The sequence below is a fragment of the Clostridium sp. JNZ X4-2 genome (assembly GCF_054889485.1).
This window is the reverse complement of record NZ_CM142685.1, coordinates 505,386-524,746: the sequence shown is the minus strand read 5'-3', so window position 1 is coordinate 524,746 and position 19,361 is coordinate 505,386. Positions and strand designations below refer to the sequence as shown.

General features: G+C 33.5%; 12 protein-coding genes. 5 read left to right on the top strand and 7 right to left on the bottom strand.

Going from position 1 to position 19,361, the window contains the following annotated elements:
* The first annotated feature begins 55 nt into the window (after window positions 1-55).
* Window positions 56-3,361 (top strand): cell wall-binding repeat-containing protein, encoded by a 3,306-nt coding sequence (locus tag ACYUJ6_RS02605; RefSeq protein ID WP_461844326.1) that lies wholly within the window; start codon window positions 56-58, stop codon window positions 3,359-3,361.
* 56 nt (window positions 3,362-3,417) lie between these two features.
* Here the strand turns inward: ACYUJ6_RS02605 and ACYUJ6_RS02600 are convergent, their stop codons facing one another.
* Window positions 3,418-5,103, bottom strand: a complete 1,686-nt coding sequence (locus ACYUJ6_RS02600; RefSeq protein WP_461844325.1) for a WG repeat-containing protein — start codon at window positions 5,101-5,103, stop codon at window positions 3,418-3,420.
* 147 nt (window positions 5,104-5,250) lie between these two features.
* On the bottom strand, window positions 5,251-8,703 hold the full coding sequence (locus ACYUJ6_RS02595; RefSeq protein WP_461844324.1) for a cell wall-binding repeat-containing protein: 3,453 nt from the start codon (window positions 8,701-8,703) through the stop codon (window positions 5,251-5,253).
* 868 nt (window positions 8,704-9,571) lie between these two features.
* On the opposite strand from ACYUJ6_RS02595, the gene ACYUJ6_RS02590 reads away from it, so the two are divergent.
* Window positions 9,572-10,579: a Fic family protein gene (locus ACYUJ6_RS02590; protein ID WP_461844323.1), complete on the top strand. Its 1,008-nt coding sequence runs from the start codon at window positions 9,572-9,574 to the stop codon at window positions 10,577-10,579.
* 110 nt (window positions 10,580-10,689) lie between these two features.
* Here ACYUJ6_RS02590 and ACYUJ6_RS02585 read toward each other — a convergent pair whose 3' ends face one another.
* Complete coding sequence (locus ACYUJ6_RS02585) at window positions 10,690-11,757, bottom strand: cell wall-binding repeat-containing protein (protein WP_461844322.1); 1,068 nt, start codon at window positions 11,755-11,757, stop codon at window positions 10,690-10,692.
* Window positions 11,758-12,016: 259 nt separating this feature from the next.
* On the opposite strand from ACYUJ6_RS02585, the gene ACYUJ6_RS02580 reads away from it, so the two are divergent.
* Window positions 12,017-12,457 carry a cell wall hydrolase gene (locus ACYUJ6_RS02580; protein WP_461844321.1) on the top strand — a complete coding sequence of 147 codons (441 nt, stop codon included), beginning with the start codon at window positions 12,017-12,019 and terminating at the stop codon, window positions 12,455-12,457.
* 125 nt (window positions 12,458-12,582) lie between these two features.
* Window positions 12,583-12,990: a hypothetical protein gene (locus tag ACYUJ6_RS02575; RefSeq protein WP_461844320.1), complete on the top strand. Its 408-nt coding sequence runs from the start codon at window positions 12,583-12,585 to the stop codon at window positions 12,988-12,990.
* A gap of 148 nt (window positions 12,991-13,138) precedes the next feature.
* Here the strand turns inward: ACYUJ6_RS02575 and ACYUJ6_RS02570 are convergent, their stop codons facing one another.
* From ACYUJ6_RS02570 to ACYUJ6_RS02555, 4 genes are all read right to left on the bottom strand, one after another.
* On the bottom strand, window positions 13,139-13,414 hold the full coding sequence (locus tag ACYUJ6_RS02570) for a hypothetical protein (protein ID WP_461844319.1): 276 nt from the start codon (window positions 13,412-13,414) through the stop codon (window positions 13,139-13,141).
* A 200-nt stretch (window positions 13,415-13,614) separates the two neighbouring features.
* Complete coding sequence (locus ACYUJ6_RS02565; RefSeq protein WP_461844318.1) at window positions 13,615-14,490, bottom strand: tRNA 2-thiocytidine biosynthesis TtcA family protein; 876 nt, start codon at window positions 14,488-14,490, stop codon at window positions 13,615-13,617.
* Window positions 14,491-14,546: 56 nt separating this feature from the next.
* On the bottom strand, window positions 14,547-15,491 hold the full coding sequence (locus ACYUJ6_RS02560; RefSeq protein WP_461844317.1) for a sensor histidine kinase: 945 nt from the start codon (window positions 15,489-15,491) through the stop codon (window positions 14,547-14,549).
* Between the two features lie 552 nt (window positions 15,492-16,043).
* Window positions 16,044-17,399: an MATE family efflux transporter gene (locus tag ACYUJ6_RS02555; protein ID WP_461844316.1), complete on the bottom strand. Its 1,356-nt coding sequence runs from the start codon at window positions 17,397-17,399 to the stop codon at window positions 16,044-16,046.
* A 1,304-nt stretch (window positions 17,400-18,703) separates the two neighbouring features.
* Between ACYUJ6_RS02555 and ACYUJ6_RS02550 the strand changes: the two genes are divergently transcribed.
* Window positions 18,704-19,360: an accessory gene regulator ArgB-like protein gene (locus tag ACYUJ6_RS02550; RefSeq protein WP_461844315.1), complete on the top strand. Its 657-nt coding sequence runs from the start codon at window positions 18,704-18,706 to the stop codon at window positions 19,358-19,360.
* Window position 19,361 lies beyond the last annotated feature (1 nt).

Sequence of the window (19,361 nt, the reverse complement as noted above, 5' to 3'; positions counted from 1 at the left end):
ATAGTATAATATTATTATATTACCTTTTTTAACAAGTATAGGAGGGATTTATACAATGAAAAAAGAATATACCAAAGCTATGGGCAGCGGATTAATTATATCCTTAGTCTTATCTTCACTTCCTGCAGCATCGGTTAAAGCTTCGGAACTACAAGTCACTAGGATAGGTGAAAGTAATAGATATGCAACAGCTTCCAAAGTTGCAGCTACAAACTGGGAAAATCCTGAAAATGTAATATTGGTATCTGGTGAAGGGTATGCGGATTCAGTAAGTGCCTCAGTCCTTGCCAAACAGCTAGATGCCCCGATACTTTTATCTACATCAACAGAGTTAAATTCCGATACCAAAAATGCACTTGATAAACTCAAGCCTAAAAACATATACATTATAGGCGGAAATGCCTCCATCTCTCAATCAATAAGAGATGAATTAAAAAAATCAAGTTATAATCTGATAGAATTAAAAGGAAACAATCGATATGAAACAAATACAGAAGTTGCCAAAAAATTAGTTGAACTGGGTATGAAGGCAGATAATGTGCTTTTGGTAAGTGGGGAAGGTTTTTCTGATGCACTATCTGTAGCTCCGATAGCTGCTGCTAAAAATCAGATTCTTCTATTGGGAAATAATAATCAAGATTCAATGAAATCAGTATTGGATTTTATAAAATTCAATAACTCCAAAGTTACAGTAGTTGGTACAAGCTACTCCATCAATGATACTATATATAATACTTTAGATGCAGTTAAAAGAATAAATGGCGGATCAAATAGATTTGAAACCAACTTAAATGTATTAAATGAATTCAAAGATGATTTAAAGGGAAACAGCATATTTGTTGCCAATGCCAGCGGCAATGGCTATGCTGATGCATTAGTGGCATCTGCCCTCGCAGGAAAATCATCCTCCAATCTGGTGCTGGTTGACACAGAAGATTCTTCCTCCACAAGCAGTGCCATAGATTATATCAAAAGCAAAATAGATAATTCAACTGATATAAATATTATAGGTGGCAAAAGTGTAGTTCCTGATACGATTATAGATATGATAAAAGGTACAACTCCTATTCCAACTGGTGATCCTACAGTAAATTCCATAAGCGATAATGGACTTAACCAGATTAAGATCTTATTCAATACACAGCTTGATAAAGACACTGCAGAACTTTTAAAAAATTATGAAATTGACGGTAACTCTTTGTCTTCTGCCACAGCATCTGCTTCTCTTCAGGATAATAAAAAAACAGTACTTATAACACTTTCAAAATCACTTAAGCAAAACAGTACTGTAAAAGTCACCGTTAAAGACGGAATATTTGATAAAAGTCTGACTAATACCATATCCAAATTTGAGAAGAAAATTGATATCATGGATATCACTGCACCTACCCTTCAATCTGTAACACCTGTAGGTGGTAATAAACTAATAGTTAAATTTTCAGAACCGGTACGAATGGACAAAAGCAGTTTATCATCTATGAAAATTAACAGACAGAGTATATCAAATTACAGCTTAAATACATCTGAATCCGAATTTCATAATAATTCAGGGGAGTGGTCAGATACAGCTGAATTATATTTCAATACAACATTGCCAATTGGTACCAATACTTTTTCAATACCAGATGGTACTGTAGGTACAAAATTTGATGATGCAGCAGGTTTTTCTGTAAAATCATCTTCATTGGACTTCACCATTGATTCAATAGCTGGTTTGCCTGAAGTTACAGGTGTTAAAAGTGACGGAAACGATACAATATATATAACCTACAACAGACCTATGGACAAGCAAACTGCTCTGGAAGACAGTAATTACAAGATAAACAATTCTACTGTAAGCGTAAGTTCAAACAATATAAGTTTTGAAGATGATTCTGATGATAAAGTTGTTAAAATCAAAGGATTGAATTATATGCTGGAAAATGGTGAAAACAGCCTTACTATAAGAGATAATATAAGGGATACTTATGGAAATAATATAAATGAGACAAACCTCACATTTGATGTTGGAAATAACACTACAAAACCAGAAGTCAGCAGTGTTACCATTTTAGATAAAAACACAATCCGTGTAAAATTCAACAAAGATGTAAACAACAGCTATGCTACAGATGAATCAAATTACAAGCTATTGGATTCATCGGGGAATGATATAAGCTATAAAATAGACGATATTATTTCTGCAAGTTCTTCAAGCAGTGAATACAGAAACACCTACTATTTAAAATTTAAAGACCCAAATCGCTTGATAGACTCCCAGTATACACTTACTATTAAAAATATTGTTGACAGAAATGATCCACCAAATGTTATGGATACAATTACAAAAACAATAAGCAATACCACAAGCAGCTCCCCTGCTATCAGTTCAGAGGTAAAAAAAGCAGATGATGAACATTCTGTAGTTGTGTTTTTTAACAAAACTATGGATAAATCTTCAATTGAAGACTCATCAAATTACTATATAAAAACTGGAGATGGAAAATCTCAAAAAATTCCATCAGATACTAAAATATATTCTAATTCAGACAATAAAAGTGTAACTCTGGAATTTCCATCTTCCTATTCCATAGGAAATGAAAAATATGAAGATTATATAAATAGTGTGGGTGTTTCTGATGTCACAGATACCGATGGAAACACCATGATCGGTTTATATTTTGCAGATAAAATAAGCACAAGTTACACGGATGGTCCAAAGCTTGTAGACAACTCAGGAAAGCTAACTTATGATGGAAATGATATAAAAGTTCAAATATCATTAACTGCTCCTCTTGATATATTAAATATAGGTGATTTTAAAGTAGCCGGGAAAACACCTGATGCTGGAACAATATCTGGTAACGACATCATTTTAATATTTAAATCGGGAATTAAAAATGATGAAAAAATTGATACCATAAATAATTCTGGAAGAAGCACTACGGTAAATATATCGGGAAGGACTTCTGTAGATGTGGCAGGCCGTAAAATACAAACTGCCTCAGATACACTTCTCATTCCACCAAAAACCGTGACGAAATCCTGGAGTACACGAGGTGGATATATAAGTTCTTCAACTTTAGTTTTCAATCAAAATATTGATAAAGATATAGAACAGTCTTACAATGATGACTTCATATTCACAGATGAAACCACGGGAGAAAAACTGAATGTGGCATCTGTAATTGTAGACGATAAAAATATAACCTACAAATTCGACAATAACTCAGTAAATGTAGGAGACAAAATCAAAGTCCAGGCAAATTCCGATTCTTCTGCGCTGAGCATAAGAAGTGAAGATGACGATGATGATTATTATTCAGTATACAGCCCTACTTCAGATGATTTAGGCGGCATAATATTAACTGCAGAAAAATAAAAAATATGGCAGCGTATCTTAAAAGATATGCTGCTAGTTTTTTAAAATAACTTTTATTATTTTTTCACTGAAAACTCCATAGTTGTAATAGATGGTTTTAAAATATTCTTGCCCTTGTCCCTTATATTATTTAAAACAATAATCCTATAATTAATGCCCTTTTGATAGCCATCATAAGGCGGATTTATCAGAACTGTGTCAGGACTCTCAAATTGAAAAGAAGTTTCTACACTATTGCCTTTGTCATCTACAACTTTTATGTTATCCTGTATAGTTTTGTCTATACCACTTATTACACTATCATCATCATCAAATACAGTTTTATCATTAACCGGTCTGTTAAACTTTATCTTCCATACCTTAAACTCATCATTAGTAATTTTTGCAGCTATATTTTTAATATCCGTATTTTTTATTATACTGTACTCTCCATCTTTTTCAGCAGTAGCAATTCCGTTATTAAATGCAGTAACAGCATCAAATTTTTCATCAATTATTGTATTACCCAACCTATCTATATACTGCCAATAGTCTCCATTTTTAACTTCTGCAATTCCTTCTTTAAAATCAACAGCATCATTATATTTTGTCTTTATAACTATATTACCCAGAGTATTTATATATCCATATTTATCATCAATCTTCACCCTAGCAAGTCCATTGGAAAAAGAATATATAGTGTCAAATCCTAAATTATCGGTAAACTTACCAAACTTATCTATAAATCCATACCTTCCACTTTTTACTGCAATAGCTTTTCCTTCCTGAAATTTATTTATTTTTTCATATTGAGGCTGTGAAATGATATTTCCACTATCATCTAAAAGTCCATATCTTCCATTTCTATTAAATATTATAAATCCATCATTCAAACAATCTATGCTTTCACAATCAATATCAATTAATCTAGTACCATCAGTTCTCAAAACTCCCCATTTATGGTTATTGGAAACTCTAATTAATTTAGAACTTATAATTTCTAAATCATCATATTTTGGTTCTAAAATAATGTTCCCGTTTAAGTTAGCTAATCCCCACTTATTAGCCTTTTCCACTGCTATTAAATTTAATTTTGGTGATCTAATCTGATCAAAATTAAACTTAGTAAACTCCCCTCTCTTATCTATTAAACCGCAATCACCATTAATAAGCTTGACAGCAGCCTTTCCTTCTGAAAAATCATAGGCTTTTTCAAATTGAGGCTTTACAATAAATTGCCCTGTTCTATCTACAAAACCGTACTTCCAGTTTTGTCTGACTACAGCATATCCATTCACAAAGTCATTTGCAATATCAAATTGAGGTTGTAATATGAATTCCCCATATTTATCTATGAATCCATATTTATTATCTGCAGCCACTTTAGCTATACCATCTTCAGTAAAATCATAAGCTTCATTAAATTTAGTATCTGCAATGACTTTACCATTTTCATCTACAAATCCATACTTGCTGCCTCTTTTGACTATAGCTGCACCATTTACAAAAGATCCTATTGAATTATACTCAGGCTGAACCACTACATCACCTTCTTCATTCAAAAAACCAAAAAGCGAATTTTCCTGTACCTTACCCAGCATATTATAAAATGGATAAATATTATTATAAGTATATTTAGTATTTATAATAGAATACTGCGCATCACTAACTCTCGCTTGTACGTTACATACCGCTGTTATAAAAACAATACTCAAAATAGTGTAAAAAGCTATACTGAAATAAGCCTTCAAATCCTTTTTCAATATTCGATCACTCCTAAAGTGCATATTTTTATATTAATATAATTATAACATTTAAATTATATTTTTACATTATATAAATTTATTGTATAAAAAATAGAAGAAGGGAATTCCCCTCTTCTATTTTGTCTCTGTTATAAACATAATTAATTATTTTGCATCTTCTACAGTGATATATTTAATCTTAGTATCATCAGTTGTTGGAACCCATTTAACAGATTTTCCGTCTCCATCTTTTGCAGTTCTCAAATCAATATCACCAGTGTCAGCAGCACTTACTCCAATAGTACCCTTTGCTTCTACTTTTTGTACATCAGTATCTGCTGGATCCAATGTAAATACCAGTGTAGTCCCCTGAAGTTCAACACCTTTTACATCGAGATCTCTTCCATCATAAGTAAAGTCAAAATCATCCTTGTACGCTTCATACAAACTTGTATCAACAGGTGTCTTCAATTTAACATTTACTTTAACTGTCTTAGTACCATCTTCTGCTGTAGTAATATCTGCAGTATAGTTGTCTCTGTCAGTTTCCGGAGCTATTCCATAATAGTAAACCTGCTGTGTGCTAATGTCATTTCCATCTTTATCTTTGAGCTGAATTGAACGCCCAGCAATATCCACTGATTTTTGACCTATTACCTTAATTTCAGCATCAGTTCCCAATGCCATAACTGCATCAGCCTTGACACCTTCATCAAAAGTAAGTTTCACTTCTTTTGAATTAGTATCTATACTGTCTGCTACTATCGGCGTTACATTAGAATCCTTAGCGGATATAATTTCAAAATCAGATGCATCTTTCTTATCAAGCGGAGTATCCAGCTGGAATGTTGCTGTTACATCATCACCATCTTTTGACAGCTTTAATGTGTCATCTTTAAGTTTTGGACCAGTAGCTGAAGAAGAATCTATAGTCAAAGCACCTACATAAACTTCATTTCCATTGGCATCTTTAGCTGTTTTAACTCCTATCTTAGTTACAACATCATCTCCCGTTCCAGTTGGATTAATTGTCTTATTTGCATCGTCAAAGTCCAAAACAACACTCTTGTTATCGGAACTTACTTTTATATCAACATCCTCTGGAAGTTCCTCTTGATCTCCATCTCCATCAACATAAAAATAATTTGATGAATCTCTAAGTGATGATGAATCCATTTCCTTTCCAAAGTATATAGCTACTTCAGTAGTAGAATCCTTTTTCTGGAATGCTTCGATATCATTTAAACTTGGTGATTCACTAGTATCTCCATCTACATCAACAGTCTGATCATCCATTTTATTTGGCTCATTTGCCAAATCAACTACATTTTTAACAGTTAAAGTATATTTTGAACTATCAAGTTTAGTTGATGTATTATCAAACTTGATATCATAAGTATCTGTATCATCACTTTTACCATTTGATGCTACAATATCTATCTTATCCTTGTCAGTATGCATAACATCAACATCAGAAGAGTCCTTCAGTTCATAATTATCCTTATTTGTAGCATAATTATATTTAACATCTTCACTGAACTGAACTCTAAGAGTTGTATTGTCAATTACTGATGCACTTAATACTGTAGGTTTAGTTTCATCTTTTTCCTTGTCAAAACTCTTTCTGGTTTCATCTTCAATTTTATTTCCATAAGCGTCTTTAAGACCATCCTGGAATTCAATTATATTTGAATCATCCTTTAATATATCTCCAAGATGTGATATTTTTATAGTACTATCCGTCTTATCATCATCATCGAGTTCTGCTACAGCACTGTCTGGCAAAGGTTTATCATTTATACTGTAATTATTGTTATTTTTTACAGTTTTTGAATCCATTGCCCTATCAAACTTGATATAAACTTTTCCATTATCAGTAGCCTTTATGCTCTGAACTTCTGGTTTAGTGCTTACATCATCCACTGTAACTGTCTCTTCTGTTTCCTTGAAGTTAAAGCCTGCTGCATCAACTAACACACCATTTTTGCCATCTTTAACTTTTATAGTATTCTCACCGGATTTAAGTTTTGAAGTAAAATAGAATTGAACTTTATTTGCCCAAACATTTCCCTCTGAATCAACTTTAGTACCTTCTTCTATTTCGCTTAATCCCTCAGCTGTGTCATAGCTCGGTAAATTGGAATCATTTATTTCTACTAAATTAGCGACTTCATCTAAATCCTTCATATTAACAGCTTCTGAAAATTCAATTACAAGCTTATTATTACCTTTTATAGAAACATCCTTTATTGTTGGAGCCTCAATATCTTTAAATGTTACTTTTTTATCAGCTTTTTCTATTGTCTGAGTTTTGTCTTCAGTTAAAATTCCTTTTTTGATTGTAACAGTTTTTTCATCACCCTGATTTATATTATTAAACTTTGATCTAACAAGGGTAACTCTTACAGTATTATCATTTATTTTTTCAACATGTGCATTGTCATCATTTAAATCTGTTCCTGCTACTTTATAGTTCTTTGTCAATTCAGCTGTATCTTCATCGATATTGCTATTAAATACTACTTCGAATTGATTAAGATTTACAGGGTTAACTTCTGCAACAGTATTATCTCCTGTAACTGGTCCATCTGGATTGTAAATCTTGTTGATTGCATCTTCAGTAGCCTGTGAAACAACTGCAGTTCCACCAACTAACTGTAAATCAGTGCTCTTTGTTGTATTATCCTTAATATAAGCTACAGCACTGTTTGTTGCATCTGTGCCATCTTTGTCCACTAATACTAGTGGTGCTGAATATTTTCCAGCTACAGCTGATGCTACTAATGCATCTGCATACAGGTTGTCTGGATCTGCTGCACTTGCATTTGCAATATATAATTTATCGGTCTTCAAGCTGTCTTTGAATGCAGCCAATACCTTTAAGTTTGTATCAAATCTGCTGTTTCCGCCATCTACTCTTGTAGTTGCTCCTAAAGCATTGTAGATAGTGTCATTTATTACATTTGAAGTTCCAACAACTGTAACTTTTGATTTGTTTGCATTTATAAAATCAATTACTGGTTTAGTTGCTGTCTGATCATTGTTTGCCAATAATAATATCTGTCCTTTTGCAGCTGCTACTGGTGCTACTGAAAGAGCATCTGAGAATCCCTGTCCACCAACAACCATAACATTGCTGGCATCAACTCCCAATTTAACCAATTCATCAGCTACTGCTGCATTAGTTTCGTATCTTGTAGCTCCGCCTAATTCTGTCAAAGTATAATTTGCTTTAAGTCCATCTCTTATACTCTGTGAAATTGAAGCAGTTCCACCAATAACATATATGTTCTTTGGTTTTAATGTAGTAAGTGCTGTCTGAGCATCTGTGCTGAGTGTGTCAGGTGTAGTCAAAAGTATTGGTGCATTTAATTTCTTGGCTAATGCTGAAGCACTTACTGCATCTGCATAACCTTCTCCTGATACTAATACTACATTTTCACTGCCACTTGTCCAGTTTGTTGTAGCAACCTGAGAAGCTGTTGCATATCTGGTAGCACCACTTGTTCTTGTTATTTTTCCTTGAGCTGCTTTAACGGGACCAGCTGACAAAGCTGTAGTTAAAACCAAGGACATAAGTGCAGCACTTGCAAGTGCCTTTGTACTTTTCTTACTCATATTGTAATACCCTCCTCGATTTAAGTGAATTTTAATTAAAATTCTTTTATATATATATATATATTTTAAATATATACTTTCTTAAAATGTCTCTCCAAGTGTGATAGATATGTCCATTCATCTATATGTACTATTGTAATCCTATCCTTTTCAAACCCATACTGCTTGGTCAACATTTCTGAAACAGAATTTATTATATCATATACAAATTGTACATTCTAGTAATCCTGTACAATTTAGCATGATCTTTCATAAAAATTTAATATTTACATTTTTAATTCTGCTTATAATAATTCATTCCCCATTATAACATAATAAATCCATAATTTCTATAGTTTATATATTATGATAAATAATTTATGAATTAGCACTGTCAAGTCATATTTCAATTATACAACAACATTTCTAATTTTTCCATACCTTAACCCTTAGTAATTTAAGGCTTTACAAGAAATATATTCCTAAAAATATGGTTATTTATTAATAACCTAGTTAATTATACTTGCACCTTTGATATATTATTCTACAAAATCTATAAAAATCCTTTTTTAGATTGTTAATGAATTGAAAATTTGCTGTTAAAAATTATCTAAATATACCTTATATAAAGGAAGGTAGAATGAAGATTTTCCGCCGCAGCCGAAAATCAACTATATAAGTCAATTATTCTTTCCATTTTTGAGAAACAATTATATAATAAATATGATCTTAAACATAGTCATTTCCAAATAAACATGATCATTTGGCATGTAAATGACTATGTTTATTGAAAATGGACATATTAAAAATATATTTAATTATATATAGAAAGGAAAATAAGTTCATGAATTCGTTTTTAAATAATAGGCTCCTAAATATGGAGGTTCCAATGCGCATAGTGCGTCTCATAGGAAAAATTAATGAATACAAGGGAAAGCAGGATTTATACAACCAGCAGTCGCCACAAATTTTAGAAAGTCTTAAAAAGGCTGCAATTATAGAAAGCACCAAGGCATCTAATGAAATTGAGGGCATCAAAATCGAATATAAGCGTCTCCATGATATTATAAATAAAGGAAAGCCTATAAATTTGGAAAATAGATCTGAAGGAGAAATAATGGGCTATAAAGAAGTACTAAGCTTAATACATACATCTGCAGTGCATATTCCACTAAAACCTAATGTAATTCTTCAATTACATGGAGAATTATACAAGTTTGTTCCCACAGAAGGCGGTCACTGGAAGAGCAGTGATAACTTCATTCAGGAAACATTACCGGATGGCAGTAAATTTGTAAGGTTTAAACCTGTAAGTGCTTTTAAAACTCCTTACACTGTGGAAGAACTATGTGATTTCACCAATGAGAGTATAAAAAATAATGAAATAGATCCATTAATTTTGACAGCTGCCTTTATCTTGGATTTTCTATGTATTCACCCCTTTGATGATGGCAATGGCAGAATGTCAAGACTATTAACCTTATTATTACTATATAAATTTGGATATGAGGTTGGAAGATTTGTAAGTCTGGAGAAAATAATAGAAAAAAATAAAGAAGAATATTATAATACTCTCTATTTATCCTCACAAAAATGGCACAGTGGTGAACACACTCTTCTGCCATGGATAGAGTATCTACTGGGAGTTATTATTTCTGCTTACAAAGAATTTGAAGCCAGAGTTGGAGATATAAAAAATACAAGGGGAAGTAAAAGCTACAGAATAGAAAATTCAATAAATCACTTTATAGGTTCATTTACTAAAGATGATATTAGAAAGGCATGTCCAGATGTAGGGGAGTCAACTATAAATAGAGTTCTATCCAAATTAAGGGAAGAGAATAAAATAACCGTTACCGGCAAGGGAAGAAATGCAAAATGGACAATAATTAATTGACATTTTTCATGATCTTAAACATAGTCATTTCCAAATAAACATGATCATTTACCATGCAAATGACTATGTTTATGAAAAATGGATATAAAAAAAGAGCCTATGGCTCTTTTTTACTCAACACCTATAATTTCAAAGTCATCATTTTCAAGTGTTGACTGTATATCCTGTGAAACAGAAGCTGGTCCCCCTACTATTGTTACGTTGGAATTATCACTGGCATTGGATAATATATAAACATTAGCATTTTCTATCTGAGTATCTCCTGCACCAACTCCCGTAAGCACAACAGGTGAACCGGTTTTAGCTGCTGCTGCGGAGGCTACCAGGGCATCTGCGAATTGATCATCTGCTGCTCCTCCAGCTGCTACATATATATTGCTGAAATCCAATCCGCCATTATTTTGGAAGTATTTAAGCACGGCCAAATTTGTAGCAAATCTGTTTGCCGTATCGGAATCACTGGTGACTTTAGTTCCGCCTACTGAACTTACTACCGCCTGGGGCAAAACCGTACTTCCACCCACAGCTTGTATACTCAGACTCTTTGATGTTATTACATTTTTAACTGCATCCGGTACCTCTGTCTTATTTGCAAATAAAACCGGATATCCTTTTTGGGCTGCAATGGAAGCAACTGAAAGGGAATCTGCATATCCATCCTGTCCATTTACAAGCACTGCTGTTTTTTGATTGCTTGTACTTAAAACTTTTTCCGCAACTGCTGCATTTGTACCCATCCTTGTGGTATCAGTAGTTCCAGCTATACGTTCTACTTGTCCTGCTCCATATTTGGATTTTAAATTATCTTCTATGGATTGTGATACAACTCCTGTACCTCCTACTATGTATACTTTTGCTGCTCCAAGACTGGTTATGGTTGAAGATACCTGGGATTCCAAAGTATCACCATGAGTTAAAAGTATTGGGGCACCCAGCTGTTTTGCAAGGGGAGTGGCACTTACCGCATCTGCATAGCCGTATCCATTTACAAGCACTACATTCTGGGCACTTTTAAATGAATCCAATGCTACCTGATCCGCAGTACCTATTCTGTCTCCCTGTCCTATTCTTGTTACTTTTGCACTGGTTGTCTGTGCTTGTACAGTCACAGCCCCAAGTGTCAGGGATAACACCAATGCAGTCAATACCGGACTTAAAAATCTTTTTTCGTTCACCATCAACTTACCTCTCTTTCAATCATTATCAATTCATATAGTTATTATATAACAGCGGGCAATTTTTTTACAGTGAATATGGGAATTTCTTTATCCAATGCCTGCCATTACTCACAGGCAAACTTTACTTGGACCCTAAAATCACTTTACTGTACACCTTATGTCCATAGCTTTAATATTTTAACAATAGCAAATAGTTGTAACTTTTTAAACTTTTATAAATAAAATAATATTGTAAGTAAAATGTGTGAGGTGAAAATCCATGGCTTTCTCAGATAGAGAACTGCTGGCTAGAATCGTAAAGTGCGAGGCCGGGGGAGAGGGAGACGTTGGAATGAGATCTGTAGCTACCACCATCATGAACAGGGTTAGAGTGCCTTACGGGGAATATCATAGAATAGGCCAGGGAGATTTGAGACGGATACTTTTTCAAGCCGGTCAATTCGACTGTATGCGTACGGAAATAAACGGTGTAATTAATAACCAAAATGTCTGGTCCACTCCTCCTGATCAAATACACTATGATATAGCAGATTGGGCACTGGCAGGGAATAGGTTGTTTAACATAGGCTACTCACTATGGTACTTTAATCCTTATGCTCCATGTCCAGGTATATTCCCCTCTAATGGTGTAGGATCTTTTCAGATAAGAGTATTAAACCACTGCTTTTATAATCCAACGGAACTTTATGCGCAGACTTAGCTGAAAGATAAAAGAGCAGAAAACAGGAAGAAGATCTTCAATATAATACAATGCACAATTGGCAGTAAGAAATGGACAGTTAAGTGTTAACTATTAAATAACCAATATAATATGGAGGTATTTTAATGATTTCAAATTATCCTAACTATTTTAGGACTATGCCAATGACTCCGGAAGTAATGCCTGAAATTGAAATGTCCGAAACTGCACCCTCCGCTGAAACAACTGAGGCAAGGCAGACTCAAACACCTTCCCAAACACCTCACATTACTCAGACACCTGCTAGTTTTGAAATGGCTCCCGGCTCTCCCATACAGCAGGACATAAATTATGTTCAAGGCTACTTAAGAACTCAAATAGGGAAAAGAGTAAGAGTTACATTTTTACTGGGTACCGGAACTCTCCAGGACCGAACGGGTATACTGGAAAACGTAGGAATAAGTTATATAATAATAAGAGACGAAGGTTCAAGTGCAAGGGAACTGGCAGATATATACTCTATAAAATTTGTGGCTATATTTGATAATCCATAAAAAGGAGACTGTCGCACTAAAAAAATTAGTGCGATAGTTTTTTGCATAAAAAACGCTGCCGTGTCAGCGTAATTTTTCATGCTGATGCGGCGGACTGATTTTTACTCAAACGTGAAATAAATTGACTTGGTTTAATTTTGTCTGCTGTTTATTTCGCACTGTCCAAATCAAGTTCTTCTATGGCAAATTTATCAAAAGGAAATTCATCCATAAAATTATCCTGGGTGAAGGTGGTTTTGCTTCTCCTGTTGTACTCATCCAGATTTGCTGGAAGCCAATATGGTTTTTCAATATCAAATTCACTGCACAGTTCTATAATAGAATTTTTTAAATTCTGCTGATAATTCCCGCTGCCTGTAAATTCAACCACCCTATCTTTTACTATTTTATTATTTTTAATTATCTTTCCCCATATTCTTATCATTTGTACTCCCTTTTATTTCAATGCACGATGCACAATTCACGATTCACAATGCACAATTCACAATTCACGATGCACAATTCACGATTCACAATGCATAATTCACAGTTAACAGTAAAAAGCTGAAGGTTGGGAGCTAATTAATATTTCATTTCGGGCTAATTCCGAAAATCCGCCGAAACTATGGCACCCTGCACTGTTAACTAATTATCCCTTGATTTATCATAAGATTCCAGGAAAGAATGTTTTTTCCCGTTTTTCTGCCAGGCCAGCACACCGTCCAGATTTACATTTTCAGCTGCATGAAAGATTGACCTGTCTATATCCTTGTACTTCTTTTTCAATTCTTTTATCATGTCCTTGATCTCATAGCGCTTGCTGCCGATCTTCTTTGCTGCAACCATACAGGCACAATTAAGAGGCCATATACCACTGTTTTGTATAAAACGCTGAATATATGCTTCTTCCACATAATAAAGGGGTCTTATGAGTTCCAGGTTCCTGAAATTTTTAGCTTTCAATTTTGGCAGCATGGTTTTAAAACTTCCGGAATAAAGGATGTTTAAAAGTGTGGTTTCTATTACATCGTTAAAATGGTGTCCTAATGCAAGCTTATTGCATCCAAGCTCCTGAGCTTTAGTATAAAGTGCCCCTCTTCGCATTTTAGCACACATATAACAGGGATAATCCCTGGCAATATTATCCACTACATGAAAAATATCAGATTCAAAAACATGTATGGGAATATTTAAATAATCACAATTACTTATTAAAAGTTCTTTAATACTTTTATGATAGCCGGGATCCATGGAAATAAACTCCAGCCCAAAATCAACTTTCCAATGCTTTTTAAGCTCTTGAAATAATTTTGCCATAAGCAGGCTGTCCTTGCCCCCGGACACTGCAACTGCAACCTTATCTCCTTCTTCCACCAGATGGTACTCATTTATGGCCTTTACAAATTTTGACCATATATGTGTCCTGTACCTTTTAGTAATACTATGTTCTATTTCTTTCAACGGTTTTCTATCATTAAAGGGAACCAATATTTCACATCCGGTTCCTCCAATTTCATTCATGCCATCACCCCGCCTTTACCAAAATATTATATCACTTATAAAGGTGGAATGTAGTATTAAATTTTGGAATACATATCGGGAAATTCCATACCAATCTGCTCTTTTCTATTTTTACAGCCTGCTTCTTCAAAACACTTTTCCTTTATAAGCCTTGCGGGAAGCCTTATGGTAAATTCACTGCCTTCACTCAGGGTACTTTTTACACTGATTTCACCCTCATGAAGCTCTACAAATGACTTTACCAGATAAAGACCTATACCGCTGCCTTTGCTGTCATTTATATAATCCCTGCCCACCTGAGCAAATCTTTCAAATATAACCTGAAGTTTGTCTTCCGGTATTCCTATGCCCGTATCCTTCACTGTGATATACACATTGTCTCCTTCATCCTGAACAACTACATATACTTCACCTTTTTCAGGGGTAAACTTTACTGCATTTGAAAGTAAATTTAAAATTATTCTCTCTATTTTATCTGAATCCACAGCTATTATCTTTTCTTCCACATTGGTGTCAAAAATCAAGCTGATTCCCTTGCTTTCCATATATGGAACCAATGAAGACGTAATATCCTCAACCACACTTACAATATTCCTGTTGTGAAGATTTAATTTTATAAAACCTGAATCCAGCTTGCTTACATCCAGCAAATTGTTTATAAGCCTCATGAGTCTGTAACAATTTTGTTTCATTATTTTCAGATACCGATCCTGCTTATCTACGTATTCCTTATCTGTATAGTCCTTGCACAGTCCCAATACCTGTATTGCAGAAAAGATAACATTCAGAGGGGTTTTCAGTTCATGAGAAACATTAGATATGAATTCTGTAATTTTTTTATTGAACTCCTGACTTTCATTTAAAAGTTCAGCATTTTTTTCCACATCATTTTTAAGCTTTTGAACTTGTTTTTCCAAAGTCATATCGCAAAAAACATCCAATACAGAAGATTTTTGTAATTCATTATAATTGCCTTTACTCTGTTCACTAAAACTATTCATATTCTCACACCCATTTCCATATCATTAATAATTATATTTTTATTACACAAAACTGCACTACATATAAATTATATTGATAATTATTGTATTATATGAACTGTTTAGAAAAAAACATCTCTTAATTTAAAGAATTAATTTAAGTAATATTAAGATTCAGAAGTTCAGCCTTTATGAAAAGGTTTGTTGCATATTATATAAGAGTATAATTACAAATATAACTTAAATTTATAATATATATTTCAAGGTAATTATATCACCTCTTTTCCTAAAAATAAACCTTATAATAAGAATATTTTTGCAATTATTATTTATTATGTATAAAGTTTACAGTAATCGCTATTCCCGGTTATTTCAAATATGAATTTGAATACAATATGGATTAAAGTTAGAGTTTAATTTACAAGATAAGTCAAGGGCATATACCCTGAAGTTTCAGAGACTGCCCTTGATTTAAAATGTTTTGATATTAATTGTTTTAATCTGGAATTTTCCTGATGGCTCCCATTATACTGCTGCAAGAAATTTTTTCTATCTGCCTTTCAGCATAACCCATCAGTTCTTTATAAGTACAAGGTTCTTCCATTTTCCCTTTTTAAACCTGATATAATATAATATACCTCTTACAAGCCAATCCGTATACATTCCAAGCCAAACTCCTATAACCCCCATTTTTAAAGGTATTCCCAGTATATAACCCATGGTTATCCTGAAAACCCACATTCCTATAATGGATGTCACCATGGTATATCTGGCATCTCCTGCTCCCTTTAATCCCGCCGGCAGTACAAAGGCAATAGACCACAATGGAATAAACAGCGCATTTATTCTCAACAGATTTACGCACAAGTGTATTATTGTGAAATTTGTAGTATAAAGAGAAGATAAAGCTCCTGCAGCAGGTATGGAAAGAAGGGCTAAAACAATAAGACATACTGTGGATACCTTATTTAAATAGGATAAGCAATTTTCCGCCCCGCTGCTGTCGCTTCTTCCCATATACTGTCCCACCAATGCAGTGGCTGCAATACCCAGAGCAGTTCCAGGTATATTAAGCATATTTGCTATGGAGTTGGTAATAGTATTGGCCGCTATGGACACAGTACCCATATTTACAATAAACACCTGGGTTATAAGTTTTCCCCCATTGAATAAAAATGATTCTACACTGGCGGGAATTCCCACATGAAATATGGGTTCCAGCAGCTCCCTGTCAACTTTAAATTTAGTTATTTTAGTCAATTTTACAATGGTTGTACCTCTTAATAATACGGTGGATACCATAATTGCCCCCAATGTCCTTGATGCAGCAATTGCAATGGCGGCCCCTTCTACTCCCAGGCTTGGGATATGAAGATTTCTTATATTTATTCCATAAATCAGGCAATAGCCCAAAATTACATTTATAATGTTCATAAGCATGGTGATTTTCATAGGTGTTTTAGTATCACCTGCCCCCCTCAGCACCCCATTGGCTGCAAGATCCAGGGCAATGAGAGGATAGGTCAGCAAAGTTATTTTCAGATAAGTATATGCATAATTTATAACTTGTACATCTGCGGATCCATATAAGATGCCTACAAGCTGCTTTCTAAATATCCACATGATACTGGTAATTGCAAGGGATATCAATACTGCAGAATAAAGTGCCTGCTTCACTGCTTCATTTGCCCGCCTTATTTTTTTCTTCCCTGCATATTGTGCAACCACCACAGTTCCACCTACTGCCAGAGCTGAAAAAAAAGCAATGAATATATTATTGATTGAATCCACCATGCCTATGGCGGAAACTGCCTCTTTATTAATATGTCCTGCCATCATGGTATTTACCATGCCCAGGGACATTACAAACAATTGTTCCATTAAAATAGGAACTGCTAATTTAAATACGTCTTTTCTTATCAAGATCACTTTTATTTATCTCCCATAGGTTATAATAGTTTTAAATAAAATTATACATCAACAACATGTATTTCTCCACAGTGAAAAAATGTTTTTTTTAATTATATATTAAAGAATTTTTCAAGCAGGATTTTTACCTTTTATGTAGAATTTTTTAACGTAAACTAAATGTACATTTTTGTACATTTTTTACTAAAATATTTAAATAATGTAGTTATAGGAAAGGACATTTATTATGTTAAAACTTCATTGGATAGAGATATTTTTAAGATGTATTCCTGAAATGTTGTTGGTAATATGGGGTATTTACGTGATTGCTGAATTATCTTTTAAAAAACGAAATTATATAATTTTAAGCAGCATTATGGGACTGTACTCCTTTCTCGTGAGGGAGCTCCCCATATATTTTGGTGTTCACACCATAATTATAACAGTTACAATCATAAGTATCATGATAATTCAGGGCATTCCATTAATAACCTCCATATACAGCACCCTGCTCATGCTGTTAGTACTTATATCAGGAGAATCTTTAAATATGCTGTTTCTCCGTTTCTTTAATATAAGAGGGATCCCTTATGCGGATCCCATTAAAAAATCCATATTGACTTTTCCATCATTGCTTATCCTGTTTTTATTCGTCATAATAATACAATACATTATAAAAAAATCACATTCAAATACATACAAATAATATTTTATTCTCCATAAATATATTTTATACAGGATTTTTTTAATTTTAAAGAAGGAATTTTGTTTTTTACGTAGAATATTACATATAAATGATGTGAAATAAATGCATAAAATGTATATATATGTTGAATAATTTCAAAACAATAAATGACAAAAGTGAGGCTTGGATATGCTGGGGGTTAACTGGATAGAACTTTTTTTAAGAGGTGTTCCCGAAATGTTTTTAGTACTTTGGGGAATATACATTATAGCTGGGAAGACCTTTAATTTTAAAAAATGTATATTTTTGAGTACTATAATGAGTATAATTATTTTCTTTTTAAGAGAACTCCCCATATACTTCGGAGTACATACTATGCTCACAATTGTTCTAATTATATGTGTTATGGTGACCATCGGGATTTCAGTGATAGTTTCTATATACGCAACATTACTTATGTTTTTAATGCTTTCCTTAAGCGAATTTTTAAATATGTTTTTGTTAAATTTATTTGGTATTAGTATAAATATAAATTCTATGGAGCCTATAAAAAAATCTCTATTGGGAATCCCATCATTAATAATTATGTTTTTTATACTGATGATAATGAAATACTTATTAAACAAGAGGAGAATTAAAAATGTACTTAACTGAAAGGCTGGCAGTTTCTCTGGGGAAAAAGGCCAGAACCATTTTAAATACAGACAGGGAAAAAGAGCAGATCATAGTATACGGGGCAGTCAATCTGCTTCAGACCATATTTTCCATACTATGGGTGGTGATTGTGGGATTTATTCTGGGGGTACTGTATGAAGCTTTAATATTTTCCGCTTCGGCAAGCCTATTGAGAAAATACTCCGGCGGTGTACATGCTTCTTCCCCCAATCGCTGCATTATATTCGGCACCGTTGTATCTGCTGCAGCCGGTCTTTTAGTGGACAGGTTTCTTTATATATTTTCATTTTCAGCCGTTATGGGTATAAGCTTGTTCTGTATGGCAGCTGCCTTTATAATAGTATTTTTAAAAGCTCCCGTGGACAGCATTCAAAAACCCATTACAAACGAGAACATGAAGAAGATGTTTAAAAAAAATTCCATTATGACAATAGTGATATTTTCCATAATCATAATTATATTGTGCCTGTTTTATAATTCAAGTTACAAATTATATTATTTAAAAATCATAGGCTGCATAAGCCTTGGCACTCTATGGCAGTCCATGACCTTAACGGACAGGGGAACAGCAGCTTTTAAAAAAGCTGACTTAATCTTAAAAAACATAACGGAAAGGGGGTAAT